Consider the following 26971-nt stretch of genomic DNA (forward strand, 5'->3'; position numbering starts at 1 on the left):
CACACTCTTTTTTTGAATAAACGGTGCAGAAGTACTTCTGCAATAACCGTATTTTTTATTTATAGAAGAAAATTTCTCACGTTTTTCTTTTCGCTTTCCTACGTATTCTTTGTTAGAATGAAGAAGAACTTTACAGTAAGGAGTTAAACAAATGACAAAACATAAATTATTACTCGTTGATGGGAATAGTGTAGCCTTTCGGGCATTTTTTGCGCTCCACAATTCATTAGAACGCTTCAAAAATAGAAACGGTCTCCATACAAATGCTATTTATGCGTTCCATAACATGTTTGAGAACGTGATGCAAAAAGAACAACCTACCCATGTTTTAGTCGCCTTTGATGCGGGAAAAACAACTTTTAGAACAGAGATGTACGCAGAATATAAGGGTGGCCGTTCCAAAACTCCTGGAGAATTCAAAGAACAGATGCCTTATATCCGTGAATTACTAACTGGTCTAGGTGTGAAATATTATGAACTGCCGAATTATGAAGCAGATGATATCATCGGTACACTGGCAGAAAAAGCCAATAAAGATGAATTTGATGTGGTCGTTTTATCTGGTGACCGTGACTTGACGCAGCTAGCTAGTAAAGAAATCAAAGTGGATATCACTGTCAAAGGTGTGAGTGATATTGAAAGTTATACACCTGAACATGTGGCTGAAAAATATGATGGATTGACCCCAAAACAGATCATCGATATGAAAGGACTCGCTGGCGATGCCTCAGACAATATACCAGGAGTAACGAAGATCGGTGAAAAAACAGCAATCAAATTATTGAAACAATATGGTTCAGTCGAAGGAATCTATGAACATATCGATGAAATGAAACAAAGCAAGATGAAAGAGAATCTTATAAATGACAAAGATCAAGCCTTCTTATCCAAAGAACTAGCGACGATCAATACGCAAGCGCCTGTCGAAATCTCTATCGATTCCTTGAAATATGAAGGAAAAGACTTGGATAAATTGGTACCATTCTACAAGGAAATGGAATTCAAACAGTTTCTTTCTAAACTGGCTATCGTAGAAGAAGAAACGCCAATGACCGATATCTTATTTGAAGTCGTTCATGAGTTCCATGAAGACATGTTCACTACAGATATGGCGCTGTATGTCGAAATGATGGGAGACAACTATCATACTGAGGATATCGTTGGTGTTGCTTGGGGAACGAAGAAAAAAATCTATGTGACGAATGATCTGGCTATCTTTGAAAACGAATCTTTCCATTCTTGGTTAGCTGATCCTACTCGGTTGAAGAAAGTGTATGATGCAAAACGCACGTATGTTGCCTTGAATCGTTACACAACGAAAACAAAGGGCATTGATTTTGATGTGTTATTGGGAGCCTATTTACTGGATACCAACGAAAAAAGTACAGATATCGAAGGAATCGCCGCTCATTACGGCTATCATGAAGTCCAATCGGATGAAGCTGTCTATGGCAAGGGAGCAAAAAAAGGATTACCTGAAGATGAAGAAGTCTTTTTTGCACATTTAGCTCGAAAAGTCTCTGCTATCAATGTGCTAACGCCTCAATTAACCAAAGAATTAGCAGAAAAGAATCAAGAAGATCTTTTCAGAAAAATGGAATTGCCGTTATCGATCATCTTGGCTGAAATGGAAATCAGTGGGATCAAAGTCGATGCGACTCGTTTACAAGAAATGAAAGTTGAGTTTTCTGATCGTTTGAGAGAAATCGAACAAAAAATCTACCAAGAAGCAGGTGAAGAATTCAATTTGAATTCACCTAAACAACTTGGAGTCATCTTATTTGAGAAAATGGGACTGCCAGTTATCAAAAAAACGAAAACAGGTTATTCCACAGCCGTCGATGTATTGGAACAACTAAGAGAACAAGCGCCAATCGTTGATGATATCCTAACCTATCGCCAAATCGCCAAAATCCAGTCTACTTATGTTGAAGGGTTACTTAAAGTGATCCAATCAGACGGAAAGGTCCATACTAGATATGTCCAAACCTTGACACAGACAGGACGTCTAAGTTCAGTCGATCCGAATCTGCAAAATATTCCGATTCGCTTAGACGAAGGACGGAAAATCCGTCAGGCGTTTGTACCAAGAAAGAAAGATTGGTTGATTTATTCATCTGATTACTCTCAAATCGAATTGCGTGTCCTTGCTCATATCTCAAATGATGAACATTTAAAAGCTGCCTTTCTTGAAGGGCAAGATATCCACGCAAGTACAGCAATGCGGGTATTTGGAATCGAAAAAGCAGAAGATGTGACACCAAACATGCGCCGTCAGGCAAAAGCAGTCAATTTTGGGATCGTGTATGGTATCTCCGATTATGGATTATCGCAAAATTTGGGGATCACTAGGAAAGCGGCACAACAGTACATTGATACGTATTTCGAAAAATATCCTGGGGTCAAAGAGTATATGGAACGAATCGTTCGAGAAGCAAAAGATCAAGGATTTGTCGAAACATTGTACCATCGCCGTCGCTATTTACCAGACATCAACTCACGAAATTACAATATTCGTTCATTTGCAGAAAGAACGGCGATCAACACACCAATACAAGGAAGCGCCGCTGACATTCTAAAAATCGCAATGATCGAACTAGACAAGCGTTTGAAGGAAGAGAAATTGGAAGCAACGCTGTTGTTACAAGTGCACGATGAACTTGTATTTGAAGTACCTGAAAAAGAATTAGAAACACTTGATCACCTAGTCAGTGAAGTAATGGAACACGCTGTTTCCCTCCATGTACCGTTGATTACAGATAGTAGTTGGGGAAAAACATGGTATGAAGCAAAATAAGTGAAGAAAGAGCGAAAGAATCGAAGGTGAAATAATGCCAGAGTTACCAGAAGTTGAAACTGTTCGAAAAGGCTTGGAGCGGTTAGTCGCTGGAAAAACAATCAAAAAAGTACAAGTATTGTGGCCTAAAATCATTGAACAGCCAGAAACACCGATTTTTGAAGCGACATTGATTGGTGAACGAATCGAGTCAATAGGACGAAGAGGAAAATTTTTGATTTTCCATTTAAGCCATTATGAGTTGATCTCCCATTTGCGAATGGAAGGGAAGTATCAATTTGTTGAAACAAATCAGCCTATTGATAAGCATACCCACGTCCTATTCTTCTTTGAAGATGGAAGTCAGCTGAGATACAATGACGTACGTAAGTTTGGACGTATGACACTCGTTGATAAGGGAGCGAGTGACACGTATAAAGGTATTTTGAAATTAGGGCCGGAACCTTTACCAGATCAATTTTTGCTTGATCAGTTTATTCTGGGCCTGGGTAAGTCCCATAAGGCAATCAAGCCTTTATTACTTGATCAAAAATTAGTTACAGGATTAGGAAATATCTACGTGGATGAAGCACTCTGGGAAGCGAAAATACACCCAGAGCAACCAGCCAACACATTGAAGCCAAAAGAAATCGAATTATTAAGAAAAGCAATCATTGATGTATTGTCACGTGCAATAGAAGCAGGCGGAACTACGATCAGAAGTTACCTCAATGCATTAGGTGAAGCAGGTAGTTTTCAAGTAGCACTCCATGTCTATGGACAAACTGGCCACCCTTGCGTTCGCTGTCATACACCAATTGTTAAGACTAAAGTAGCGCAAAGGGGGACGCACTATTGTCCAAATTGCCAAAGACTGAAAATAAAATAGGGTTCGTATTAGGGTTGACAGGTGGAATTGCTACAGGAAAAAGTACAGCAGCGGCTATTTTTAGCAATCATGGTATACCAATTGTTGACGGGGACATTATCGCTCGTGAGGTAGTCGCACCGAAAAGCGAAGGCTTATTGGCACTAGTCAGTGTATTTGGAGATGTGATCCTCCAAAAAAATGGCACCCTTGATCGGAAGGCATTGGGACAAATCGTTTTCAATTCTGCCGAGGAACGAAAAAAGATGAATCGGCTACTTGATCCGTTCATCCGTACAGCGATCACAGAACAAATCGAACAATTGAAAACTGAATACCCGTTAGTTGTGGCAGACATCCCGCTTCTTTATGAGGGGCATTATGAGCAACTCATGGATGCAGTGGCAGTGGTTTATCTGCCTGAAAGCATCCAAATACAGCGACTGATGAAAAGAAATCATCTAAGCCTTGAAGAAGCAAAACAGCGAGTCAGCAGCCAGCTGTCCATTGAAGAAAAAAAAGCACTCGCTGATATCGTTTTTGATAATAGTGGGAGTAAAGAGATGCTCGAAGCACAGATCAAAAACTGGTTAGCGGAATCTCGCAATCGATTTCTTTGAGTATATCCAGTAATTTTGCTATGCTGAATATAAATCGAAGAGGAGGATTGCTATGGGGACTTTTAAAAATCAAAAAGATAAAGTGGTTGGCTCAGCAAAAGAAAAAATCGGTGAACTCATCAATAAGGAAGAATTAAAAGATGAAGGCCGTACTCAAGCAGAAATTGCGAAAGAAAATGAAGAAAAGTATCAAGCCAGAATAAATGAAATTGAAGATGAGCAAGCAGAGGCAGAAGCGAAAAACCAAGATTTAACGAAAGAACGAACAGCAAAGAGTGAGCGCAAAAAAGCACCGCTTCCTGAAGCAGAACATATCCCTAATCAGCAAAAAATCGACGAACAACGTATGAAACATTATACGGGCATCGAAGAAAAACTTTGATCGATCTACATGCAAAAAATGAGTTGAATGAATACACGAATAAACCAAATCCTTGGTAACACCCGAGGATCTTGGTTTATTTTTTATTTTCTAAAGATAGCCCAGAAGTTCAGTCAATCTCAAAAATGTTCTGATCGGTGTTTATCTGTTTGATGAACGTTTGAAGTAATTGTGCTAATAAAATCAAACTAAGCTAGACTTACTGATGGATCAACTAGCCAAGAATAGCGATACAATTTTTAGAAATATCGCCCCAGTTGAATGAGAGCGGGAAAATAATCATCTTAGTCGTACATGATAAAATAGTACAGTTGGGCTGATACGATTGCTCTCGGTGGACAAAGAGAAATAAGACAATATACCTGTCGATCTTACACCGAGTGTGCTCGATGCAAAATAAGCAGCCTTAATGTTCGATAGTGGGGGCAAGGCTAGTTGTTTAGGACTCTATTTCACACGTCCAATGTGAATATAGAAATCGAACAAATTACGTACAAAATTGGAAAAAAATGTTCTTGTATTCGCGTTTTTTTGTACAGGAAAGTCGCGTTGAACACACGTTTCGTGTTATAATACAACTAGTTGCAATTTGTAAAAAATGTAAATATTTATAAGAAAAAACGTATTTACTATTGTAAGCAACGATCATTTAATCGAAGTCCATCAAATCAGCCATTTCTACTTTCAAGATTTGGGTATTTGATATGAAAATAGTAGTTTGATAGAAACACTCACAAGAAGAGGTGAAGAAAATGAGATGTCCTAGATGCCAACATAATAATTCTCGCGTCATTGACAGCCGACAGGCAGATGATGGACGAGCAATCCGAAGAAGAAGAGAGTGCGAAAGTTGTTCTTTTCGTTTTACTACATTTGAAAGAATCGAAGCGGCACCATTATTAGTCATCAAAAAGAATGGTGAACGTGAGGAATTCAATCGCGACAAAATCTTGCGTGGGTTGATCCGCTCAGCAGAAAAACGACCAGTTGCGATGGAGCAGATGGAACAAATCGTAAACCACGTAGAAAACCGGGTCAGAAGCCTTGGTGAAAACGAAGTATCGACCACATTGATCGGGGAATATGTCATGGAAGATTTAGTCAATCTTGATGAAATAGCCTATATTCGTTTTGCAAGCGTCTACCGCCAGTTTAAAGATATGTCTGTTTTCTTAAAGGAATTGCAAGATATCGTTGATAAAGCAAAAGAAAACAATAAAGAAAAATAAGAAGTAAGGAGGCCTATTTCCTTGGATAATGCATGGAAAGAGCTTCAACCCAAAAATATCTACCAAGGAAGAAAAAGTCATCCTCTAAAAGAAGATGGAAGATCCGCCTTGTTGTACCTGTATCAGCCATTGATCGGTGGAGAAGCTCTGAGTCTGTATTTGACCCTCTTATCAGAAATATCAGCTGAAAATGGCCAATCACCAGAAGGATTGCATGCAGATCTCTTGAGTAGTTTGAGTTGTGGATTGCCCCAATTTTATGAAGCCCGTAAGCGATTAGAAGGAATCGGTCTTTTAGATGTTTTTTACAAAGAAGACGCCAGCTTAGGAGCTTGTTTTATTTATGAATTATTAGAACCAATGGATGCCTTCGCTTTTTTCAAAGATAGCGTACTTTCCTTCTTGCTTTTAGAAAAGGTGGGAGAACGCCGCTATGAACAGTTAGTCCAATTATTCCAACCAAAGACATTTTCGTCTCAAAGCTACCAGAAAATCACAAAAAAATTTTTGGACGTTTATCGGTTCAGTGAAGCTGCTTATGCTGCTAATCAGGACAAGATCGAAAATGTGCAAGCAGGATTTCAACAAGAAAAACCAGGTTTATTGGTATCTGATTCAGACCAACCTAAACTAGATTGGGTCTTTTTGACAGAGTGGCTGACAAAAAAACATATCCCAGTTCTTGAAGATCCATTAAAAGATCAAATCGAGATGTACCATCAGCTTTACGGCGTGGATGAATTGACTATCGGTGAATGGATTGTTCTAGCCTATGATTTTTCTGAACAAAAAGTCTCGACAAAAGAACTGCAAAGAATCGTTTTGACAAGTCAAGCACAAAAACCAAAAAAAAGTGATCCAACAAGTCCAGAAACAGGTATAGAAGAAACGGTTACTGCTGACAGTTCGTTACCGAACGCCATAGTAGAGTTGATCAAAGAAGCCCGAAGTATCCCACCAATGAAGTATCTTGAAGCATTAAAACAAGAAAAAGGCGGTTTTGTCTCAAAACAAGAAACATGGTTGATGCAAGACTTAGTTTCTCGTTCAGGCTTATCAAGTAGTGTGATCAATATTTTAGTCAACTATGTGTTGGTCATAAGAAATCAAGCAAGCTTAAATGCAAGCTTCGTCAACACGATTGCGAATGAATGGGCCCAAAATAAGATTACTACTCCAGAAGAGGCAATCGAGCATATCCGTACGATCAGTAATCAAGCAAAACTAACGAAAAAAAAGACAACACAGTCATACGCATCTACGCGGCGCAATGTACGCCGTGAAAAACTCCCTGATTGGGTAAACAAACCCAAAGAGGAACAAAAAATCAGTAGTGAGAAAAAGGCAGAGATCGAACGTAGGTTTAAAGAATATTTTGCAAAAAAGGAGGGCGATAGCTAGTGGAAGATGTCGGAAAAGAGCTAAAGAAAATCATTAGCAGAAGAGATTATCAGCAGAAATTTACTGAGATGATCCAAGAAGTCTTGAACGATCCAGATGTTCAAAGTTTCTTATCAGAACATCAAGAAGATTTGACACAAGCAGATATTGAAAAAAGTTATGCTAAACTGTATGAATTTGTTCAAGAAAAACGGAAGTATCAAAAAAATGATCCTACGATGATCGCACCAGGCTATGAGCCCAAATTGACTCTGAACTTTCACTATGTCGATGTGACGTATGTACCAACAGAAGCTTTGCTTGCGAAAAAAAGACAAGAAGAGATCAAAAGTCGGATCAAAGCAGTGGATATGCCAAAAGATATCCAAGATGCCTCATTCAAAAATTTCGAACGTACAGATGGTCGGAGCTATGCCAGCTTCGAGGCGCTTGATTTTGTCGAACACTATAGTGCTGATCCTAAGGGGTACCACAAGGGACTATATCTAGTCGGTAGTTTTGGAATCGGAAAAACGTACTTGCTAGGTGCAACAGCAAGAGAGTTAGCTATCAAAGGGTTCACGACCACGCTAGTCCACTTCCCGACTTTTGCGGTAGAAATGAAACAGGCGATCGGGAAAGACCAAGTGGCGGAGAAATTAGACGCAGTCAAGTGTTCACCAATCCTCATGATGGATGATATCGGCGCCGATGCAATGAGCAGTTGGATCAGAGATGAAGTATTCGGTGTGATCCTACAATATCGGATGCAAGAACAGCTTCCGACATTTTTTTCTTCAAACTTCACGATGGATGAGTTGGAACAACATTTATCTGTCACGCAGCGTGGCGATGAAGAGCCATTAAAAGCCAAAAGGATCATGGAACGGATCCGCTATTTGACCAAAGAAATCGAAATGACTGGGCGTAATCGAAGGAATGGTTGAATAATTCTCCCGAGCCTTTAATAAAACATGCAAAATTGTGAAAGATGTTTTGTTCAGAAATCATTACACCATATACGATAGTATCAAAGAAAATAGAACAGAAGTATTCAGCTTCAAGAAAAAAGGTTTTCCGTAAAATACTGCTAAAATTTTGTAGGATTTTCGTTTGAAAAACTATTTTTTGAAACATCATGTATTCAAAAAAGAGAGTGTGACAATTTTTGTCACACCCTCTTTACATAATTATATGCACTACCTAAAGGGAAGCGAATCCATCTATTAGGCAAACATATAGTAGTCGGGCGCAACCATCAAAATAAGTCAACTAAAAATGAGCTGGAGGAAATTTTATGAAGATTTTATTTTCAACAATGATTGCGGCTGGTTTACTTTTTACATTAACAGGCTGCGGAAACGAAGACTCAAGTAAAGCATCGATCGATTCGATCAGTGCGGAAACATCGACGGAAGTAAGCAACTCTGCAACGCAAGGTCAAAGTATTTTTAATGGCGAAATCGAAAGTATCTCAGAACCGGATGATTCGACGATCCAAATCAAAGTGATCAACGTAAAAGAAATAAAAGACCCGGAAAATATCGGAAGCTCTTTTACGAATGATGGTGTCATTTTGAATGCGTCTGAGGAGCAACTAAAAGATGGAAAAGAGGCATTCGAGAAAGGTGATCAGATCGAGATCATATTAGTAGAAAATTCCATAATGACAATGTCGATCCCACCGCAGATCCCTGGTAATTCGATTGTCGAAATAGCGCGGATCGAAGAATAGGACCACTTATTAAAAAATCAACTTGAATTAATAGTTTGCTAGTCCACATAAGTACCGCAAAGTTAGGGAAGTAGTGAGAAAAAACTCATATTCGCTTCCTAACGAAACAGAATAAGCAGCGGGAACAAAAGTAACAAATCCGAAGCATAAAAAGCAGATTTTTAAGAATTTGAAAAACAAATTTTTGGAATGTTTGCTTTTTTCTTGTGACATGACACTTTGTCCGAGCTTCTTTTACATAAATGAATCTACATGGACCAAAGAACAACAAATGTAGTTGCTAAAGGCAAATAGCTAGACACGATCGTCAAATAAGTGAACGACAATGATTTGAAGGAGGTATTCATGAAACGTATTTTTTCATCGATAATCGCTATCGTATTCCTTTCTTTGACTGGTTGCGGAAACCAAGAGAACGATTATCTCTCAGAAAAAAAAGAACGGTATGTCTACACTGGAGAAATTTTCAGTATTTCGGAAAGTGAAAAATCGATATTTACTATCATAGTAACGAATATAAAAAACATAGAAGAATCAAAGGATCGTGCTGGTGATATGGTTTTGAAAGCGACTGCTGAAAAATTGAAAGATGGCAAAGACTCAATACATGTTGGTGATCAAATCAAGTTTGTACTGAAGGATTTGCGAATGACCAAGTCGGATCCTCCGATAGTCTTTCTTGATTCTTTGATCGAAATAGCACGTATTGAATCGTAGACAGTAGGATTTTAGAAAAAAATAAAAAAATGAAGGAGATTTGAAATTTTTTCTTTTCGAATCTCCTTAAATTATAATGAAAATGTTATAATGGCGTGGAAGGAGTGAAGGTATGAACCATTTGGAATTATCTAAACGTTTAGCGAAGGTGGGAGAATTTGTTCCAGAAAATGCTCGTTTAGCAGATATTGGCTCTGACCATGCTTATTTACCAGTAGCACTAATGTTAAAAGGAAAAATCCAATTTGCAGTTGCTGGCGAAGTAGTAAAAGGTCCTTATGAATCAGCGAGGAAACAAGTGCGAAAGGACGGCTTAGAAAAGCAGATCACTGTACGTCTGGCAAATGGCTTAGATGCAATCGAAGCAGAAGATCAAATTGATGCAATCACGATTGCTGGAATGGGTGGTTCATTGATTCGGGAAATTCTAGAAGCTGGTAAACAAAAAAATCGCTTATCTGGGAACGAACGCCTGATTCTTCAGCCAAATATCGGTGAACGAACATTGAGAAGCTGGTTGCAAGAGAACAATTATCAACTCATTGCAGAAACGATTTTAGAAGAAAATAAAAAAATCTATGAGATCCTTGTGGCGGAAAAGACACAAGAGAAAGTCACCTATAGTGAAAAAGAATTGATGTTTGGTCCCCACTTATTGAACGAGTCCAATGAAGTGTTTCTCAATAAGTGGCAACGAGAACTGAAACAGCGACAAACGATTCTGCAACAGCTGGCTCATGCAACAAATCAGCAAGCCAGAAAAGAACGAATGGAAAGTGAAATCAAAATGATTGAGGAGGTGCTAGGCTAATGACAGTCGACGGCAATGTGTTCATTCGCAAATTTGAAGAATACTGCCCTCAATGGCTGGCAGAAGACGGCGATCCTGTAGGTCTACACATTGGGACGTTGAATAAACCGATCCAACGAGTGATGATGACGCTTGATGTTCGACCGGAAGTCGTAAAAGAAGCCATTGATAAAAAGATCGATCTATTGATTGCAAAACACCCGCCTATCTTTCGACCAGTGAAACGTTTAAATACAGATGTTCCGCAAGAAAAGATGTATGCGGATCTATTGAAACATGATATCGCTGTGTATGCTGCACATACCAATATGGATATCATTGAAGATGGGTTAAATGATTGGTTTTGTGAATTGCTCGGTGTCAAGGTCGAAAACTACTTAGTCAAAACACATGAACGTCATTATAAAAAACTAGCTGTATATATACCTGTGGAACAAGCTGAAGAATTACGTAAAGCATTGGCTCAAGCTGGTGCAGGCCAACAAGGAAACTATGACTCCACCAGCTTTACTACGATCGGCCAAGGACGTTTTCGACCAAATGATTCTGCTCACCCTGCAATCGGTGAAGCTGGTCAACTGGAGAAGGTCCAAGAAGCGAAAGTAGAAGTCATTTTTCCTGAACATCTTGAGCAAAAAATTCTTCGAGCGATGTACGCGGTCCATCCATATGAAGAAGTGGCTTATGATTTGTTTAAAATCGATGAGCCAACTAAAACATGGGGACTTGGCCGTATCGGAGAATTATCAGAAGAAATGCCTCTCGACACTTTTGTAGCCAAAGTGAAAGAAGCGTTCCAATTAGACGGACTTCGCGTCGTACGTCCCACAGAAAAAGAAGTAATGGTCAAGCGAGTGGCAATCTGTGGTGGCAGTGGGGAAAAATTTTATCCTCATGCACTGTCTCAAAAAGCTGATGTTTATATTACTGGCGATATTTATTACCATACAGCACAGGACATGCAGAGCGCAGGTCTTGCAGCCATTGATCCGGGACATTATATCGAATCATTGTGCAAAGAGAAGTTTATCGAAAAATTTGAATCTTGGAAAAAAGAAGAGGATTGGTCTATTGACTTCTTTGTTTCTGAAACAGATACCAACCCATTTCAATTTAACTAAAAGGAGAGAATTTTATGTACGAAAATCTTTTACCTCGTTTTTTACGCTATGTTAAAACAGAAACACGCTCAGATGCAACAAGTCAAACGACACCATCTACTCAAACACAAGTCGCTTTTGCACAAGTTCTAAAAAAAGAACTAGAAGAACTTGGATTGTCGGATGTTTTCTACAATGAAGAAAATGGTTTTGTGATCGGTACATTACCAAGCAATGTGGATCGTCCTGTGCGTTCGATCGGTTTCATCTCCCATATGGATACAGCTGACTTCAATGCGGAAGGGGTCAATCCTCAGATTATTGAGAATTATGATGGGGAATCAGTGATCGTACTGGATAGCGAAGAACGCTATACGCTAAATACTAAAGACTTTCCTAATTTAAAGAATTATGAAGGCCACACATTGATTACGACAGACGGCAGTACGCTACTGGGAGCAGATGATAAAGCAGGGATCGCTGAAATCATGACAGCAATGGAAATCTTGATCAAAAACCCAACGATTCCACATGGTGAAATCAAAGTAGCATTTGGTCCAGATGAAGAGATCGGTGTAGGGGCGGATAAGTTTGATGTTGAAGCATTCAATGTTGATTTTGCATATACTGTCGATGGCGGTCCATTAGGCGAATTGCAATATGAGACATTTAGCGCAGCTCAAGCAGAGATTTCGATCCAAGGAAAAAATGTCCATCCTGGTACAGCAAAAGACACGATGATCAATGCGCTGCAATTAGCGATTGATTTCCATAACCAACTGCCAGCAGATGAAGTACCGGAAAAAACAGAAGGTTATGAAGGCTTCTTCCATTTGATGGCCTTGAATGGAAATACAGAAGAAGCAACGATGAGTTATATCATCCGCGACCATAATCGTGAAAATTTTGAAGCTCGCAAAGCATTGATCACGGAGATCCAAGAAAAATTGAACCGTCGATTTGACCAAGAACGAGTAAAAGTCAATATGTACGATCAATACTACAATATGCGTGAAATCATTGAAAAAGACATGAGTATCGTCGAACTAGCAAAACAAGCAATGATCGATCTAGAAATCGAACCGATCATTGAACCAGTCCGTGGCGGAACGGATGGTTCAAAAATTTCATATCTAGGTATTCCGACCCCTAACCTATTTGCTGGTGGAGAAAACATGCATGGACGCTTCGAGTTTGTTTCTCTTCAAGTAATGGAAAAAGCGGCAGATGTAATTGTAAAAATTGCGGAATTGAACACAAACGTTTAAAATTGAATAGGATGTCGGATCAGTCAGCTAGTCGAGCGGTTCGATAAACGTTGGGGGGAGGACGAATTCCAAGTGGAACCGTCTATCCCCTTGATTTTTGTGTGAAATTAGGAGGTAAAAGAGTATGGAAAAATTGCTGGTCTTTTATAATGAAAGCTCAGGAAATGACGAAGGCGAAAAATTAGCAAAATGGTTCAAAGATTACGTGAGTGAAAAGCGACCAGAGCTAACCGTTTATTTAACGGAAACCGGTCCCTCGGTGAAACACAAGACACTTGTAAAAAAAGCAGAAGAACACGAAGCAGATACCTTGATCATCATTGGGGGAGACGGAACGATCCATCATATCGTCCAAGCTTTCCAGAAGAAACTAGAACATTATCAAGTAGGATTATTACCCGGTGGAACAGTCAATAATCTAGCAAAGGTACTTGGAATCCCTATAGACAAAGAAGAAGCGGCAGATGTTATTTTAGGGGAAGCCATTCGTAAAATCGATTATGGAAAAGTAAATGATGAAGTGATCATTTCCACATTAACGATCGGGATACTCGCTGATACAGCTGTTTGGATCAGCCAAAAGGAAAAACAACGATATGGATCTTGGATATTTATGAAGCGTTTTGTCAATCTATTGCTGAAAAAGAAAAAATATCATCTAGATATCAAAACAGAGAACGAACACTGGAAAGGAAAAACGCAGTTACTGACAGTTACGATGACGAATTCTGTTGGCGGGTATACAAATTTTGATGATTCTGCTAGTCCAGATGATGGAAAATTCCACATAACGATCATTCCATCTCTTGATATTTTCCGATTTATCTTTTATCTTCCTCGTATAATCAAAGGAAAAATCTATTCAGTCCCTGGGATCACTTATTTGACAGCAAGCCAAATCAATATCCAAGCGCAGGAAAAAAAGGTTGGCACTCGTACAGATGGTGATACCACCGAGGATCTACCAATTGAATTAGTCGTTGTTCCCAAGGGACTATCTGTATTTGTTCCAAAAGAAACAAAATAATTTTTCTGACTAGTTGGAGGAAAAAACATGAATGCAATTTTATATAACCCTTTGTGGTTTTATCTGGTACTTGTAAATATTTATTTGTTTTGTTTGATGGGGTATGATAAACGTCAGGCAAAAAAAGGAAAATGGCGCGTACCAGAAAGTAATTTGATCTTTGTTAGTTTACTAGGCGGCGGTATTGGTGGCTTGCTTTCACGAAAAGTCTTTCATCATAAAACGAGAAAAAAGAAATTTACAATTGGATTTATGGCGGGTGTACTCGTTGATTTGATTTTGATTTATTTTTTTCATTAAGGAGTAGTCAATGTCAACTAAAGGAACAAAAACAAAAATAGCCTTAAATCTGCTTTTATTGATAGGAATACTAGCCATTATTTATTATTTGATCAATCAATCATTTGCAGATATATTTGCTGAATTACTATCGACAAGTTTAGTTGTTATTGTTGCAGCATTAGTATTAGGAACACTTTATCAACTTGTAGAAGGACGCTCCATCAAAGAAATTGCAGAACCTTTCGCCAATGATTTTTCTACGATTGACGGCTTCTGGACATCCTGTTATATTGCATTTTATCGGATCGTATCGTTCGGTACAGGAACGTTGATCTCGGAGATTTATTTCTACAATAAAAAAGGAATGAAATTCTCTCAAGGCGCTGGTGTAACTGCATTGCACATGATCATGTACAAACTGGCTGTGATCACGTATGCCATCATCGGTTTGATTGTCCAGTTCTCGTTATTCTATTCTAAAGGACCATCCATGATCTGGTTCATTATTGCGGGGATCGTCTTGACGGGGCTCATTATTGCTTTTCTGTTATTGATCTCAATAAGTTTGAACCTTCAAATTTTCTTTGTCAGTGTGTCAAATAAATTATTCAAAAGTCAAAGATTGCGAAAATGGGTCGATACTTGCAATACACAAATCTATTCACTAAGAGAAACAGTTCAGACGATCGTAAAAGATCGAACAGCATTGCTCCGAATCTATTTTTGGAATATGCTCAAGCTCTTGTTCTGGTATGTGATGCCATATATCTTCTTGGTCGAAAATCATCCGAATATTGATTTCTTACTGACCTTTTCATTTATTAGCTTTGCGGTAGTATTGTCTGGCGTGATACCGACACCTGCGGGAATCGGTTCATTTGAATTTGTCTATCTGTTATTATTCAAACCTTTAGTCGGAACTGTCGATGCAGTTTCGTCCTTACTTCTCTATCGTTTCAGTTCATTTATTTTGCCATTTATCTACGGGTTCTTTTATGTCGTAGCTGATCGCAGAAAAGTACTAAAAAAAGAGATCAAAGAAGTAAAAAGAGAAAAAGAGCAAAATCATTGATCAAATAAGAGAGGAGGTTGGGACAGAAGTGTTTAACTCCGAGAAATAAGAAGAAATTAACGAAAATTGCTTTTCAAATTTTTGTGAATTTCGGCTTATTTCCGAAGGAGCTACTTCTGCTCCCACCGTTTATTCGGAGTTAGAGTCTGTGGCAAAACTGATTTTTAGTTTTGTCCCACGCTCACTTTTTTTGACATTTCCGAAAAAACTGACTTTTGGACGCCCTTTATTCGAGAGTGTGTAACAAAACTGACGTTTAGATTTGTCCGCATTCTCTAAACATAGTAACAGGCGGAAGCAGAAGATCACTTTTTGTTTCAGCCTATTTCTTTTTTAAAAATAGGTAAAGAAGTGTAAGATAAAAGGTAGAAAAGTAACGTTATTCTTTGACCAATATTGACCAAACGAGTATAATAATAATCGTAAAGAATTGATGAAAAACAATTCATACTCTTTATTTAGGAGGTAAGAAGATGAATATTGAAAAAATGACAACTACGCTACAAGAAGCGATTGCCGAAGCACAGCAAATTGCTGTCACTCGGAAGCACCAAGAAATCGACATTGCCCATTTGTGGAAGATTTTTTTACAACCAAATCATTTTGGTCGTAATCTATACACAGATGCCGGCTTAGACGTCGAGGGCTTTGAAAGAGAAGTTGACCGTGTGCTTGACGAATACCCGACCGTATCAGGAGGAAATGTCCAATATGGTCAAAATCTCAGCCAAAATTTATTCCATTTGTTAAATGAAGCTGACCAAATCAGAGAAAGTTTCGGTGACGAATACCTTTCAACTGAAGTGGTTATTTTGGCGTTGATGAAATTGAAAAATTATCCGTTGACTGTGTACTTAACGAAAAACGGACTATCGGAAAAAGAACTTAGAAACAATATTGAAGAAATGAGAGGTGGAGAAAAAGTGACCTCAAAAAATCAAGAAGAACAATACAAAGCGTTAGAAAAATACGGAGTGGATCTGGTCCAACAAGTACGTTCAGGTAAAATGGACCCAATTATTGGCCGTGATGAAGAAATTCGTGATGTGATCCGCATCCTTTCACGAAAAACAAAAAACAACCCTGTGTTGATTGGGGAACCAGGGGTAGGTAAAACAGCGATCGTTGAAGGATTAGCACAACGAATCGTGCGCAAAGATGTACCAGAAAATCTAAAAGACAAAACGATTTTTTCTTTAGATATGGGCGCATTGATTGCGGGAGCAAAATTCCGTGGTGAATTTGAAGAACGACTAAAAGCTGTCCTTAAAGAAGTAACGAAAAGCGATGGTCGAATCATTCTATTTATCGATGAAATCCATAACATTGTCGGCGCAGGCAAGACCGAAGGAAGCATGGATGCTGGTAATTTGCTAAAACCAATGCTAGCACGTGGTGAGCTTCATTTGATCGGAGCAACCACGTTGGATGAATATCGACAATATATGGAAAAAGACAAAGCCTTGGAACGTCGTTTCCAAAAAGTACTAGTCAAGGAACCAACAGTAGAAGATACGATAAGTATTTTACGTGGCTTAAAAGAACGCTTTGAGATCCATCATGGAGTCAATATCCATGACAATGCACTAGTTGCTGCTGCTACACTTTCTGATCGCTATATCACAGATCGATTCTTGCCAGATAAGGCAATCGATTTGATCGATGAAGCCAGTGCAACCATTCGTGTAGAAATGAATTCTATGCCAACAGAGTTGGACCAAGTCACACGCCGATTGATGCAATTGGAAATCGAAGAAGCTGCATTAAAGAAAGAATCAGATGATGCCAGCAAGAAGCGATTGAAGAACTTGCAAGAAGAATTAGCGGACTTGCGCGAAGAAGCGAATGCAATGAAAATGCAGTGGGAAACAGAAAAAGAAGAAGTCAATACAGTTTCTTCTAAACGTGCAGAAATCGATAAAGCAAAACATGAACTAGAAGATGCAGAAAACAATTATGATCTTGAACGTGCCGCTGTTTTGCGTCATGGAACGATCCCACAATTAGAAAAAGAATTAAAAGAGTTAGAAGCAAAAGCTAAAGATAGTGACATCAAAATGGTGCAAGAATCAGTGACTGAAAATGAGATTGCTCAAGTAGTCGGTCGCTTGACAGGGATTCCTGTGACGAAATTAGTTGAAGGTGAAAGAGAAAAACTAATGAAGTTGAACGAAACCTTGCATAAACGAGTAATCGGACAAGATGAAGCAGTAGATGCAGTCAGTGATGCAGTGATCCGCTCTCGTGCTGGGTTACAAGATCCAAACCGTCCGTTAGGTTCATTCTTGTTCTTAGGGCCAACTGGTGTCGGTAAAACGGAACTAGCCAAAGCATTAGCCGAAAACTTATTTGATTCTGAAGAGCATATGGTACGGATCGACATGAGTGAGTATATGGAGAAACATGCCGTCTCTCGTTTAGTAGGAGCTCCTCCAGGCTATGTTGGTTATGAAGAAGGCGGTCAGCTAACGGAAGCGGTAAGAAGAAATCCTTATACCATCGTTTTACTCGATGAAATCGAAAAAGCACATCCTGATGTCTTCAACATTTTATTGCAAGTGTTGGATGACGGACGTTTGACTGACTCTAAAGGACGTGTCGTAGATTTCAAAAATACCGTATTGATCATGACAAGTAATATTGGTTCACAATTATTACTAGAAGGCGTAACAGCGGAAGGTACGATTCCAGAAGAAGTCGAAGAACAAGTGCGAACGATCCTTCGTGGCAATTTCAAACCCGAATTCTTGAATCGAATCGATGATACAATCCTCTTCACACCGTTAAGTTTAGACAATGTAAAAGGCATCGTAGATAAGATGGTGGCACAATTAGCCAAACGACTAGAACATCAAGAAATCTTCTTGACGATCAGCGACGAAGCCAAAACATGGATCGCTGAAAATGCGTATGAACCAGCTTATGGTGCACGTCCATTGAAACGCTTCATCACGAAAGAAGTGGAAACACCTTTGGCAAAAGAAATCGTGTCAGGTCGTATCACACCAAAATCAAAAGTAACGATCACTTTACTTGATGAAAAACTTCATTTCAAAGCAGAAGAATTAGTTGAAGAAGTATGATACGAAACATTGACCAATAAAATAGATAGTTGAAAATAGCTTCCTGAAGCACATTCCAAAATGAGGCGGGACAGAAGTATTCCTTACTTTTGTTCCGCGCGTATTGGATAGGCAACAGGAAGCTATTTTTTATCCAGAAGAAAGACAAAGCAAATTAGCTTCAGTTAATTGTTTAATTGTTTCATTTTACAAGATCCCCATCAAACTAACCTACAGCTAATGAAGAGAAAAAGGGGAGAGGGAAGCAAGTGGTATTTTTATCACACCTATTAAATCGAACTGCCATCGAAAAGTTGATCTTTTTGAAAAAAATAAGTCGAAATTCTCAAAAACTAAAAAAAGTTTTCGCGAATCTCGACTTAATTTCTTAAGATGTCATATAACTGTAAAGTGCATTCAGCTATTTGCTTTTTATGATCTCTAAACGGTAGCTTTCAAAATAAGCCGGATCATTTTTTCCTTGTACCCAAGCAAAAATCCCCATGAGCAAGGCACCAACTGTGTTCGTCAGTAAGTCCCCCATCGTGTCCATCAATGCAGCCCGACCAACGAATAGTGTACCATCAGAAGCCGCGAATCGTTGCAGATTCATTCCTAAGAATTGATCGCAGAGAAATTCCCAGAATTCCCAAAAGACACCACATAGACCAGCAAAGGCAAAACCGAAAAGCAAGAACAACCAAGGACTTGTTTTAGCGATAGGCGCTTTTTTTAGAAGCAACCCGATCAATCCATAGCCCAATGCTGTCAGCACCATCGGACTCACCGCATGTAAGATTTTATCCCAAAAAGAAATGATACTGATCAAATGCATCCCAGTTCCTAAAAAGACCGAGATAAACAAGAAAAACCAATAAAATAGCACGATAGCATCTGGAATATGCAAATGAAATAATTTCTTCATGATCTGAGGGAGAAAAATCAATACGATTCCTGCTAAAGATTCAATAATAAATGTAATCCCTTGAGTCGTCGAATATTTATTGGTGATAAATTCAAAAATGTTGTAGCAAACTACAAAAAGACCGAAAACAACAAGGGCAATCTGCACCTTTTTTACTGTTTTACTCATTCAATTGTACTCCTTTTAAATAGACCTTCAACGCTTCTAGCAGTTCTGTTTCATCAGAAACGATCGATCCGTTTAATTTGATCAGGCCAACTGTATAGAGATTAAGGTAATGGAATTGATTTTCCGCGACTTGTTGCAACGCCTCAAGTTTCTTAGGGTGTGAACCACCTTGTTGACGGCTGTCGGTATACAGACCGATGACCGGGATACCTTTTGCGTAAGCCACACCAATTTCTGAAGCAACGCCAGCGTCAATCGTCAATCCATCAAGTAAAGCAATCATCAAGTCACTTTCTAAAACTTTTTCCGTATCAGCTAAAGCAATCATTTTGCTATCTGCATAAGCTGTTTTATCATTGATTGCTTCATTTTCTTGAGGCAAATAAACAGTCAGATCCTCTGAGACAGCTCGGATCTTCTTTACAAGCATGGCGTTATAGAGTAAATCACTTTTAGCAAATAGTGGGGCAGCAAAATATATATTCATTTTTTATCATCCTTTATTTAGAAATAATCACTGAAGTAAGCTTCCATATTCGGAATAATCAATTCCAGTGTCTTTAATGTTTCTTTATCTGTTTCGATCCGTTCGATCCTGGCCAAATAAGAAGCTCTGCGATAATTCATCATCAAACAAGTCAATGTTTGAACAGAAAGACGAACAGGTTGGCCAACAGGTTCGTTGACTATTTTTAACTGTTCATTCTCATCCCAAACCAAGCCAAAGATACCATTGTTCCAAGGAGCTACCGGATCTTCCACGATAAAATGGAAAGGTTTGGCAGAAGCGGCAAAAGGAAAACGTGCAAGGAATTCTTTCACATCAACGATTCTTGCCATAAAATAAGGTTCGATCTGTTCTTTGATCTGGCTATCTTCAATCAAAAAGGCTAATGGTTCATTTTTATAGATATCGCCATGAACCCAGTAGATCATAGAAAAGTGGGCAGAAATGAAATTCCATAGACCATTGCGCGCCTCTTGATTCAAATAGAACATTTCCTTCACATGGAAAATTTCTTCCGCTACCCAATAAAAAAGAACACCAATCGGTTCTTGAGCAGAATTGTAATAAACAGCAGCCGTCCGTTCATCTTCATTCTCAAAACGCCAGTATTCTTCCCAGTGGAAATCACTTCGGAACAATGCCCCATGATTTTGACCAGCAAATTTTTGATAAACTTTATAGACATCCGGATGATCAACAGGCAATCGTTCCACCATACCACTCACCGGCACTTGCTTTGGCAACTGGGTATCACGTATCTTAAAAGACAGTTTATCAGACATGATCTCCCAGCCCTTACGACGGTAGTAAGGAATACTATAAGGGTAAAGATAGGAAATCCATTGCTTGTTTTTACGCATATTATCTAATGCTACGATGATCAAGTCTTGCATCAACCCATGATTTGCGTATTCGGGATAAGTTCCCACACCAGTGACACCTCCCATTTTATAAGGCGTACCATGGATATTCACTTCACAGGGATAGATGGCAATCTGTGAAATCAGTTTTTCTTCGTGAAACCAACCAAATACTTCAGATAACTCCAAAATTGGTCGTTTTGAGCGGATAAAGGCACGCTTGCTTTCAAATCCGCTCTCTTCAATATCCGCTTCAGTTACTTGGAAGACATAAGAGAGCAATTCATTAAACTGATCCACATGTTCTTCTGTAACAGGTTTTAATTCAAGATTTTCTCTGAAATCTCTTTGATCCATTCTTTCATCTCCAATTATTTACTTGTTACTAGTATAGCAAAATTTCAGCAAAAAAACTTCTAAAGCCGACTAGGTAAAAAGTCTTTAAATTCATTCTTTTCATTGATATAATGGAAAGTGCTGATTATAAGAAAAGAGGAGACGCTATGGATATAAAAAAAATGAAACAACGCCAAGAGCAAATTCGGAATTTCTCGATCATCGCTCATATCGACCATGGGAAATCTACATTGGCCGATCGTATTTTGGAAAAGACGAACACTGTGACGTCTCGTGAAATGCAAGATCAGCTATTAGACTCAATGGATCTAGAGCGTGAACGTGGGATCACGATTAAATTAAATGCTGTAGAACTAAACTATACAGCTAAAAATGGAGAATTATATATTTTTCATCTTATCGACACCCCAGGACATGTCGATTTTACCTATGAAGTATCACGAAGTTTAGCTGCGTGTGAAGGAGCTGTTTTAGTCGTTGATGCTGCCCAAGGAATCGAAGCACAAACACTAGCAAATGTTTACTTGGCTTTAGATAATGATCTGGAGATCTTACCAGTCATCAATAAGATCGATCTACCTGCAGCAGACCCTGAAAGAGTACGTCAAGAAATCGAAGATGTCATTGGACTCGATGCAAGCGAAGCAGTTTTAGCCAGTGCCAAAGCAGGGATCGGTATTGAAGAGATCCTAGAACAAATCGTCGAATATGTTCCTGCACCATCTGGAGATTTAGAAGCACCATTGAAAGCACTGATCTTTGATTCAGTCTACGATAGCTATCGCGGGGTCGTATTAAATGTCCGCATCACAGATGGCGTGGTAAAACCAGGAGATAAGATCCAGTTGATGAGCAACGGCAAAACATTTGATGTAACGGAAGTAGGTGTTTTTTCACCTAAAGCTGTTGCAAGAGACTTTTTGATGGTCGGTGATGTCGGTTATATCACTGCAAGTATCAAAACAGTCCAAGACACACGAGTAGGGGATACTGTTACTCTAGCTAACAATCCAGCAAAAGAAGCACTGCCAGGTTATCGAAAAATGAATCCAATGGTTTATTGTGGACTATATCCTATCGATACTTCCCGTTACAATGATCTGCGTGACGCACTGGATAAGTTGCAATTAAATGACGCTGCGCTCCAATTCGAACCAGAAACTTCTCAAGCATTAGGTTTCGGTTTCCGTTGTGGATTCTTGGGATTGCTACACATGGATGTCGTTCAAGAACGGTTAGAACGTGAATTCAATTTAGAACTGATCACGACTGCACCATCCGTAATCTACCATGTCAATAAAACAGACGGCTCTATGACAGTCGTAGACAACCCAGCAGATTTTCCTGAACCAGTAACCATCCAAGATGTTGAAGAACCTTTCGTCAAGGCACAAATCATGGTACCGAATGAGTATGTCGGAGCTGTAATGGAACTTTCACAAAGAAAACGTGGAGATTTTATCACCATGGATTACTTAGATGATTACCGTGTAAATGTCGTTTATAATATTCCACTTTCTGAAATCGTTTTTGACTTCTTTGATAAACTAAAATCAAGTACGAAGGGCTACGCCTCACTTGATTATGACATGTCAGGCTATCAAAAGAGCAAGCTAGTGAAAATGGATATTTTATTGAACGGCGAAACAGTCGATGCATTAAGCTTCATCGTCCATCGTGACTTTGCCTATGAACGAGGAAAAGCAATCGTTGAAAAATTGAAAAAACTGATTCCACGACAACAATTCGAAGTACCGATACAAGCCGCTATCGGTCAAAAAATCGTCGCCCGTTCAGACATCAAAGCGTTGCGTAAGAACGTTTTGGCAAAATGTTATGGCGGAGATGTTTCGCGTAAACGAAAACTTCTTGAAAAACAAAAAGAAGGTAAGAAACGCATGAAACAAATCGGCTCAGTAGAAGTCCCACAAGAAGCCTTCATGGCCGTTCTGAAAATGGATGAGGAAGAAAGTAAGAAGTAGCAAGGTTTGTTTGAAAACAGTGTAAAAAATAACCCATGTTTACATGGATTTGCCACCGGTTTGCCACCGGTGGTTTTTTTCGGTGGCAAAACTTACGAATTCTTTCTCAGATTCTCCATGATATCGACCGTTTCATTTCTCATCTTATCTGTCACATGCGAGTAAGTATCCATCGTAATTGAAATTCTGCTGTGGCCCAATCGTTCAGAGATTTCTTTCATTTTTGCGCCATTTTCGAGAAGAAGTGTAGCATGAGTATGTCTGAGAGAATGGAAGTTAAAAGAGAGGGAGAGTGCATTCGATATCCTTCTTGTGTTCCATTTCACCACACTTGGCGTAACTAGCTCACCGTCTTCCTTCGTACATACTGCATTTGAATCAATGTAGAGCTTTCCATACTTCATTCGATTTTCTAATTGTTGTTTCTTATGTTTTTTCAGAATTGCTAGCAAGGTTTGTCCAATAAAAATCGTTCGATTGGAACTGCTTGTCTTTGGTGTACCATATACCCATTCGCCATCATTCTTTACCATTTGTTTCTCTACAGTAATTGTTCCATTTGAAAAATCGACATTATCCCACGTCAGACCACAAACTTCGCCAACGCGCATTCCCGTATAAAATCCAATATTCAAAGGAATATAGAAAGGATGGCCTTCAGGAGTAATTTCTAGCATATGATCAAAGTCCTCAAGAGAAATGATTTTTAGATCTTTTTTAGTCGTTGGTCGTTCTTCGTATTTTGGTATCTTTACATACAGCATAGGATTTTGCTTGATTAACCCCCAAGGATAAACCGCCATATTCAGCGCATTCTTAAGGACAGAGTGAGTAATAGTCATTGTTTTCTTCGAGTAACCCTTTTTAAATTCAGCATTGATGAAATTTTGTAAAAGAGCAGGGGAGAGATCCGTAAGTTTTTTCTTTCCTAAATAACCGTTTATATGATTTTTGATGGTAAATCGGTAGTTTTCATAGGTATTGTATTTTAGATTTAGTTTAACGTATTCCTCCATCCAAAAATCAAGGTATTGTTTTACTCGAGTATCCGTACCTAAAAAGTATTGTCCTGTTTCGTCAATATCTGATAAAACTTTTCGTAAAGCAGCTTCGGCCTCTGGTCGGGTGTCTCCGCCAACTTTCTCCACTTTTTTTCTTGAGCCATCATCATTGATGTCTTCAAAATAATAATACCAACGTTTTCCACGTTTTCTCACACCGCCACGCATAAAATCAGTCCTTTCATATTGCTATGTCATTAGTACGATAGTTAAATTCTTTTGGTACATATAGAGAGGGAATAGATGTAAAATCCGTATTTTCAATAGAAGTATACGAACTTATGTTCTTTTGCGTTTAAAAAGAAAAGCCCGAAGGCTGATCTTAAACTATTACAATGCAACTAATTAGGGACGAGCGTATTGATTCCCTCGAGGGGCACGACTATACCCAGCATTATCAGCATCTATTTGAGTCATGTATTGATAATTATTTGGATTTGTAACACGAGAATAGTACTTTCCACTATCTGAACGAGCGAAAACCATACCATTTGCAGCGATAGACCACTGGCCATCAACAGTGTATGAATTATTTTGTTGTTCAGCTTGACGTTGAGCTTCAGCAGCTTGCTGTTCTTGAGCCTGACGCTGAGCTTCAGCAGCTTGTTGCTTTTGTCGTTCTGCTTCAGCTGCCTCATTAGATTTTATAGTTGAATCAACATTGACTAAGCGATTTAATAATTCTTGGTTTCCACCAGGTATAGATTGAATAGCTGATAATGCTGCATTGTAGTTATCTCTAGTTGGATTAGCTTCAGCTTGTTCCAGAATGGTTTTAGCTGTTGAAGTTTTTTGATTAATTTCTTCTTGGCGTTTTTTCTCAGCTTCTTTAGCTTTTTGTTCTTCTTGGCGTTTTTTCTCAGCTTCTTTAGCTTTTTGTTCTTCTTGGCGTTTTTTCTCAGCTTCTTTAGCTTTTTGTTCTTCTTGGTGCTTTTTTTCAGCCTCTTCTTTAGCTTTTTGTTCTTCGGCCTTTTTCTTTTTAGCTAATTCTTTAGCCTTTTTTTCATCTTTTTCTCGGCTTTCAGAAGAGACAGATACACTAGAAGATGAAGATTTAGCGTCTTTGTGTACATCTGCTTGTCCAGTTGTTGGTGGAGCAAGAGCCCCTCCGATTACCATAACTATAAAAGCTACTAGAATTCCAATACTAATCTTTTTCTTTGAACGTTTCTTCTTGGAGAAAAAAGAATATACTAAAAAACATACTCCAAATAGAAAACCAAAGAACCCAACTAAAATTAAAAACGTACTCATTTATTCCTCCTTGTTGAATATATCACTGGGTAAATCAAGTATTTACTCCCACTTGAAGGCAGGTAGTGATAGTCGCCATTAATAAAAAGAAAAGCCCGAAGGCTGATCTTTTAATAATCGATAATTGTTACGTTCCCACTATTAGAACTTACAGGAGTTATTGTAATTTCAACAGTGGTATCTCTTTCAGCATTAAAAGCATTTGCTATAGTGGCTTCAGCTTTATAATACCAACCGCCATCTTTTTGAGTCCAATCTTGAATTACCCCCATTATTGAATGTATTTTGCTACCTTTGTAAGGATATTGTTGTTCGAACTGTTGCTGTGCTAGATCGTTCAGTATAGTTCTTTGTTCAATAGTAGGATCATTACTTAATACTGTTATATCTTTTTTCTTAGCATCCTCAGCAGCTTTAGCTTCGGCTTCTTTTTTCTCAGCTTCAGCTTTGGCAGCATCTGCGGCTTCTTTCTCAGCTTTTTTCTTAGCATCTTCCTTAGCTTTTTTTTCAGCTTCTTGTTTTTCTATCGCAGCTTGTGCATCATTATAGGCCTTTGAATCATTGAAAACTGAAACATCTAAACTTTCTTTATTTAATCCTTTGGAATCCGCTTCTAATGTGAAAGCTTCTAATCCTTGTTCTTTTGTGAGATCTACGCTGAACTTAAAAGTTCCTTTTTTATCAGCTGTAGTTTTTTGATTTTTAAAGCCAGTTTCTTTTGCCTCTGCATCTGGTGTAAGTGTTACTTTTGCATCCGGTAAGGTTGTTCCTTTGATCACTGCTGTCCCTGCTGAATTTGTGTTAAATTGTGCTTCATTATCCCCATAGTCATTTTCTTCAGAGACTTTTATAGCTAATTCATCTTGTTTCTCTTGAGCGTTATGCTGCATTTCAACGCTTATTCCTATTATTATCATACAGATAACTACTAAAATAATTGAGTAATTTCTATATTTTTTATTCTTGTATTTTTTAATGAAATACCAAATACCCACACATCCTAAAATAAATAAGAGCCCAACAAAACTTATCATAATTCCTCCAACAACAAAAAATATTTACTCCCACTTAGGGCAGGAAGTAGTTGCCGCCAATTAAATTAAAAATCTATACACGCTTTCAGGAAGCCCGTACAAATTTGTTAATTCCTCAACTTTTCTAGGGTATCGATCGTTGTCTTCTTTATAAAGAGAAACAATGAGATTAGCAGCAAAGCAATTCGCTTCGCTTTCTGATTTGCTTCTAGAATTTCTTGTAGAGACGTGATAACTTGATAATCCTTTGTGGAAAATGGCATGACCAAGCTCATGGGCGCAAATATAAAAACGCTCTTCTGATTCTTTCAATTCGTGGCTTAAGAGAATGACGGATCTCCCTAATAACTCTTGAAATTGTCCTTTCGGGTTATTCATAAATGGCACGTACTTAATTTGAATGCCCATTTGTTCACAAATGATAAAAGGATTAGCAGAATTATATTTCTGCTTTAATTTACCAGCTAGATTTATTACGTCTCTCTCCATAAAA

24 protein-coding genes are annotated in these 26971 nt (G+C 38.6%); 17 read left to right on the top strand and 7 right to left on the bottom strand.

All coding sequences use genetic code 11. The features are described from left to right. Window positions 1–151: 151 nt before the first annotated feature. The 16 genes from polA to clpB all read left to right on the top strand — a co-directional run bounded on the left by polA (window position 152) and on the right by clpB (window position 18350). Entirely contained in the window at window positions 152–2797 is a 2646-nt protein-coding gene (gene polA / locus ED2_RS04655) for a DNA polymerase I (RefSeq protein ID WP_005879871.1), read from the top strand. Between the two features lie 34 nt (window positions 2798–2831). Then, window positions 2832–3665, top strand: coding sequence for a DNA-formamidopyrimidine glycosylase (mutM, locus tag ED2_RS04660; RefSeq protein WP_005879869.1), 834 nt, complete (start codon window positions 2832–2834; stop codon window positions 3663–3665). Then, the gene (gene coaE, locus ED2_RS04665; RefSeq protein ID WP_016176539.1) at window positions 3632–4264 is read left to right on the top strand and encodes a dephospho-CoA kinase; all 633 of its coding nucleotides are present in this window, start codon (window positions 3632–3634) and stop codon (window positions 4262–4264) included. The genes mutM and coaE overlap by 34 nt, the downstream gene beginning before the upstream one ends. Window positions 4265–4316: 52 nt before the next feature. Next, a complete protein-coding gene (locus ED2_RS04670) occupies window positions 4317–4646 on the top strand; it encodes a hypothetical protein (protein WP_005879865.1) in 330 nt (109 codons plus the stop codon). Window positions 4647–5398: 752 nt separating this feature from the next. Continuing rightward, complete coding sequence (gene nrdR / locus ED2_RS04675) at window positions 5399–5875, top strand: transcriptional regulator NrdR (protein WP_005879863.1); 477 nt, start codon at window positions 5399–5401, stop codon at window positions 5873–5875. Window positions 5876–5896: 21 nt separating this feature from the next. Further along, window positions 5897–7276: a replication initiation and membrane attachment family protein gene (locus tag ED2_RS04680; RefSeq protein WP_016176540.1), complete on the top strand. Its 1380-nt coding sequence runs from the start codon at window positions 5897–5899 to the stop codon at window positions 7274–7276. Beyond that, on the top strand, window positions 7276–8202 hold the full coding sequence (gene dnaI, locus ED2_RS04685) for a primosomal protein DnaI (protein ID WP_005879859.1): 927 nt from the start codon (window positions 7276–7278) through the stop codon (window positions 8200–8202). Before ED2_RS04680 ends, dnaI begins: the two co-directional genes overlap by 1 nt. Before the next feature lie 350 nt (window positions 8203–8552). Next, a complete protein-coding gene (locus tag ED2_RS04690; protein WP_005879857.1) occupies window positions 8553–8990 on the top strand; it encodes an LptM family lipoprotein in 438 nt (145 codons plus the stop codon). 345 nt (window positions 8991–9335) lie between these two features. After that, complete coding sequence (locus tag ED2_RS04695; protein WP_005879855.1) at window positions 9336–9707, top strand: hypothetical protein; 372 nt, start codon at window positions 9336–9338, stop codon at window positions 9705–9707. A gap of 112 nt (window positions 9708–9819) precedes the next feature. Continuing rightward, on the top strand, window positions 9820–10518 hold the full coding sequence (locus ED2_RS04700) for a tRNA (adenine(22)-N(1))-methyltransferase (protein ID WP_016176541.1): 699 nt from the start codon (window positions 9820–9822) through the stop codon (window positions 10516–10518). After that, window positions 10518–11639 (top strand): Nif3-like dinuclear metal center hexameric protein, encoded by a 1122-nt coding sequence (locus ED2_RS04705; protein ID WP_016176542.1) that lies wholly within the window; start codon window positions 10518–10520, stop codon window positions 11637–11639. The genes ED2_RS04700 and ED2_RS04705 overlap by 1 nt, the downstream gene beginning before the upstream one ends. 14 nt (window positions 11640–11653) lie before the next feature. Then, window positions 11654–12886, top strand: coding sequence for a peptidase T (gene pepT / locus ED2_RS04710; protein ID WP_005879849.1), 1233 nt, complete (start codon window positions 11654–11656; stop codon window positions 12884–12886). Window positions 12887–13010: 124 nt separating this feature from the next. After that, window positions 13011–13913, top strand: a complete 903-nt coding sequence (locus ED2_RS04715) for a diacylglycerol/lipid kinase family protein (RefSeq protein WP_016176543.1) — start codon at window positions 13011–13013, stop codon at window positions 13911–13913. 27 nt (window positions 13914–13940) lie between these two features. Then, window positions 13941–14213, top strand: coding sequence for a DUF1294 domain-containing protein (locus tag ED2_RS04720; RefSeq protein WP_005879846.1), 273 nt, complete (start codon window positions 13941–13943; stop codon window positions 14211–14213). 10 nt (window positions 14214–14223) lie between these two features. Beyond that, window positions 14224–15267, top strand: a complete 1044-nt coding sequence (locus ED2_RS04725; protein ID WP_016176544.1) for a lysylphosphatidylglycerol synthase transmembrane domain-containing protein — start codon at window positions 14224–14226, stop codon at window positions 15265–15267. A gap of 473 nt (window positions 15268–15740) precedes the next feature. Further along, complete coding sequence (clpB, locus tag ED2_RS04730) at window positions 15741–18350, top strand: ATP-dependent chaperone ClpB (protein ID WP_005879842.1); 2610 nt, start codon at window positions 15741–15743, stop codon at window positions 18348–18350. Window positions 18351–18750: 400 nt separating this feature from the next. On the opposite strand, the gene ED2_RS04735 is transcribed toward clpB, so the two are convergent. From ED2_RS04735 to ED2_RS04745, 3 genes are read right to left on the bottom strand one after another with little or no spacing between them, the layout of a single operon-like run. Continuing rightward, window positions 18751–19422 (bottom strand): DUF2238 domain-containing protein, encoded by a 672-nt coding sequence (locus tag ED2_RS04735; protein WP_005879840.1) that lies wholly within the window; start codon window positions 19420–19422, stop codon window positions 18751–18753. Continuing rightward, entirely contained in the window at window positions 19415–19909 is a 495-nt protein-coding gene (locus ED2_RS04740; protein ID WP_016176545.1) for a nucleoside 2-deoxyribosyltransferase, read from the bottom strand. Before ED2_RS04740 ends, ED2_RS04735 begins: the two co-directional genes overlap by 8 nt. A gap of 17 nt (window positions 19910–19926) precedes the next feature. After that, the gene (locus tag ED2_RS04745; RefSeq protein ID WP_005879836.1) at window positions 19927–21147 is read right to left on the bottom strand and encodes a GNAT family N-acetyltransferase; all 1221 of its coding nucleotides are present in this window, start codon (window positions 21145–21147) and stop codon (window positions 19927–19929) included. 146 nt (window positions 21148–21293) lie between these two features. Here ED2_RS04745 and lepA point away from each other — a divergent pair, with 146 nt between their 5' ends. Continuing rightward, window positions 21294–23129 (top strand): translation elongation factor 4, encoded by a 1836-nt coding sequence (lepA, locus tag ED2_RS04750; RefSeq protein ID WP_016176546.1) that lies wholly within the window; start codon window positions 21294–21296, stop codon window positions 23127–23129. A 92-nt stretch (window positions 23130–23221) separates the two neighbouring features. Here the strand turns inward: lepA and ED2_RS04755 are convergent, their stop codons facing one another. The 4 genes from ED2_RS04755 to ED2_RS04770 form a co-directional block, all read right to left on the bottom strand. Then, complete coding sequence (locus tag ED2_RS04755; RefSeq protein ID WP_002301560.1) at window positions 23222–24358, bottom strand: site-specific integrase; 1137 nt, start codon at window positions 24356–24358, stop codon at window positions 23222–23224. Between the two features lie 177 nt (window positions 24359–24535). Continuing rightward, window positions 24536–25444: a hypothetical protein gene (locus ED2_RS04760; RefSeq protein WP_016252646.1), complete on the bottom strand. Its 909-nt coding sequence runs from the start codon at window positions 25442–25444 to the stop codon at window positions 24536–24538. 110 nt (window positions 25445–25554) lie between these two features. After that, the gene (locus tag ED2_RS04765; RefSeq protein WP_016176548.1) at window positions 25555–26478 is read right to left on the bottom strand and encodes a YPYG domain-containing protein; all 924 of its coding nucleotides are present in this window, start codon (window positions 26476–26478) and stop codon (window positions 25555–25557) included. A gap of 60 nt (window positions 26479–26538) precedes the next feature. Further along, entirely contained in the window at window positions 26539–26967 is a 429-nt protein-coding gene (locus ED2_RS04770) for an ImmA/IrrE family metallo-endopeptidase (RefSeq protein ID WP_016176549.1), read from the bottom strand. Window positions 26968–26971: the final 4 nt, after the last annotated feature.

This window comes from Enterococcus durans NBRC 100479 = LMG 10746, from assembly GCF_001544215.1.
GTDB lineage: Bacteria > Bacillota > Bacilli > Lactobacillales > Enterococcaceae > Enterococcus_B > Enterococcus_B durans.

What these genes read in the sequence shown, in the direction of transcription:
- ED2_RS04720 (WP_005879846.1), top strand. Translation starts at nt 13,941, where the DNA reads ATGAATGCAATTTTATATAACCCTTTGTGGTTTTATCTGGTACTTGTA.
- mutM (WP_005879869.1), top strand. Translation starts at nt 2,832, where the DNA reads ATGCCAGAGTTACCAGAAGTTGAAACTGTTCGAAAAGGCTTGGAGCGG.
- polA (WP_005879871.1), top strand. Translation starts at nt 152, where the DNA reads ATGACAAAACATAAATTATTACTCGTTGATGGGAATAGTGTAGCCTTT.
- clpB (WP_005879842.1), top strand. Translation starts at nt 15,741, where the DNA reads ATGAATATTGAAAAAATGACAACTACGCTACAAGAAGCGATTGCCGAA.
- ED2_RS04740 (WP_016176545.1), bottom strand. Translation starts at nt 19,909, where the DNA reads ATGAATATATATTTTGCTGCCCCACTATTTGCTAAAAGTGATTTACTC.
- ED2_RS04700 (WP_016176541.1), top strand. Translation starts at nt 9,820, where the DNA reads ATGAACCATTTGGAATTATCTAAACGTTTAGCGAAGGTGGGAGAATTT.
- pepT (WP_005879849.1), top strand. Translation starts at nt 11,654, where the DNA reads ATGTACGAAAATCTTTTACCTCGTTTTTTACGCTATGTTAAAACAGAA.
- lepA (WP_016176546.1), top strand. Translation starts at nt 21,294, where the DNA reads ATGGATATAAAAAAAATGAAACAACGCCAAGAGCAAATTCGGAATTTC.
- ED2_RS04715 (WP_016176543.1), top strand. Translation starts at nt 13,011, where the DNA reads ATGGAAAAATTGCTGGTCTTTTATAATGAAAGCTCAGGAAATGACGAA.
- ED2_RS04690 (WP_005879857.1), top strand. Translation starts at nt 8,553, where the DNA reads ATGAAGATTTTATTTTCAACAATGATTGCGGCTGGTTTACTTTTTACA.
- ED2_RS04705 (WP_016176542.1), top strand. Translation starts at nt 10,518, where the DNA reads ATGACAGTCGACGGCAATGTGTTCATTCGCAAATTTGAAGAATACTGC.
- ED2_RS04695 (WP_005879855.1), top strand. Translation starts at nt 9,336, where the DNA reads ATGAAACGTATTTTTTCATCGATAATCGCTATCGTATTCCTTTCTTTG.
- ED2_RS04770 (WP_016176549.1), bottom strand. Translation starts at nt 26,967, where the DNA reads ATGGAGAGAGACGTAATAAATCTAGCTGGTAAATTAAAGCAGAAATAT.
- ED2_RS04725 (WP_016176544.1), top strand. Translation starts at nt 14,224, where the DNA reads ATGTCAACTAAAGGAACAAAAACAAAAATAGCCTTAAATCTGCTTTTA.
- nrdR (WP_005879863.1), top strand. Translation starts at nt 5,399, where the DNA reads ATGAGATGTCCTAGATGCCAACATAATAATTCTCGCGTCATTGACAGC.
- ED2_RS04735 (WP_005879840.1), bottom strand. Translation starts at nt 19,422, where the DNA reads ATGAGTAAAACAGTAAAAAAGGTGCAGATTGCCCTTGTTGTTTTCGGT.
- ED2_RS04765 (WP_016176548.1), bottom strand. Translation starts at nt 26,478, where the DNA reads ATGATAAGTTTTGTTGGGCTCTTATTTATTTTAGGATGTGTGGGTATT.
- ED2_RS04760 (WP_016252646.1), bottom strand. Translation starts at nt 25,444, where the DNA reads ATGAGTACGTTTTTAATTTTAGTTGGGTTCTTTGGTTTTCTATTTGGA.
- ED2_RS04670 (WP_005879865.1), top strand. Translation starts at nt 4,317, where the DNA reads ATGGGGACTTTTAAAAATCAAAAAGATAAAGTGGTTGGCTCAGCAAAA.
- ED2_RS04745 (WP_005879836.1), bottom strand. Translation starts at nt 21,147, where the DNA reads ATGGATCAAAGAGATTTCAGAGAAAATCTTGAATTAAAACCTGTTACA.
- ED2_RS04755 (WP_002301560.1), bottom strand. Translation starts at nt 24,358, where the DNA reads ATGCGTGGCGGTGTGAGAAAACGTGGAAAACGTTGGTATTATTATTTT.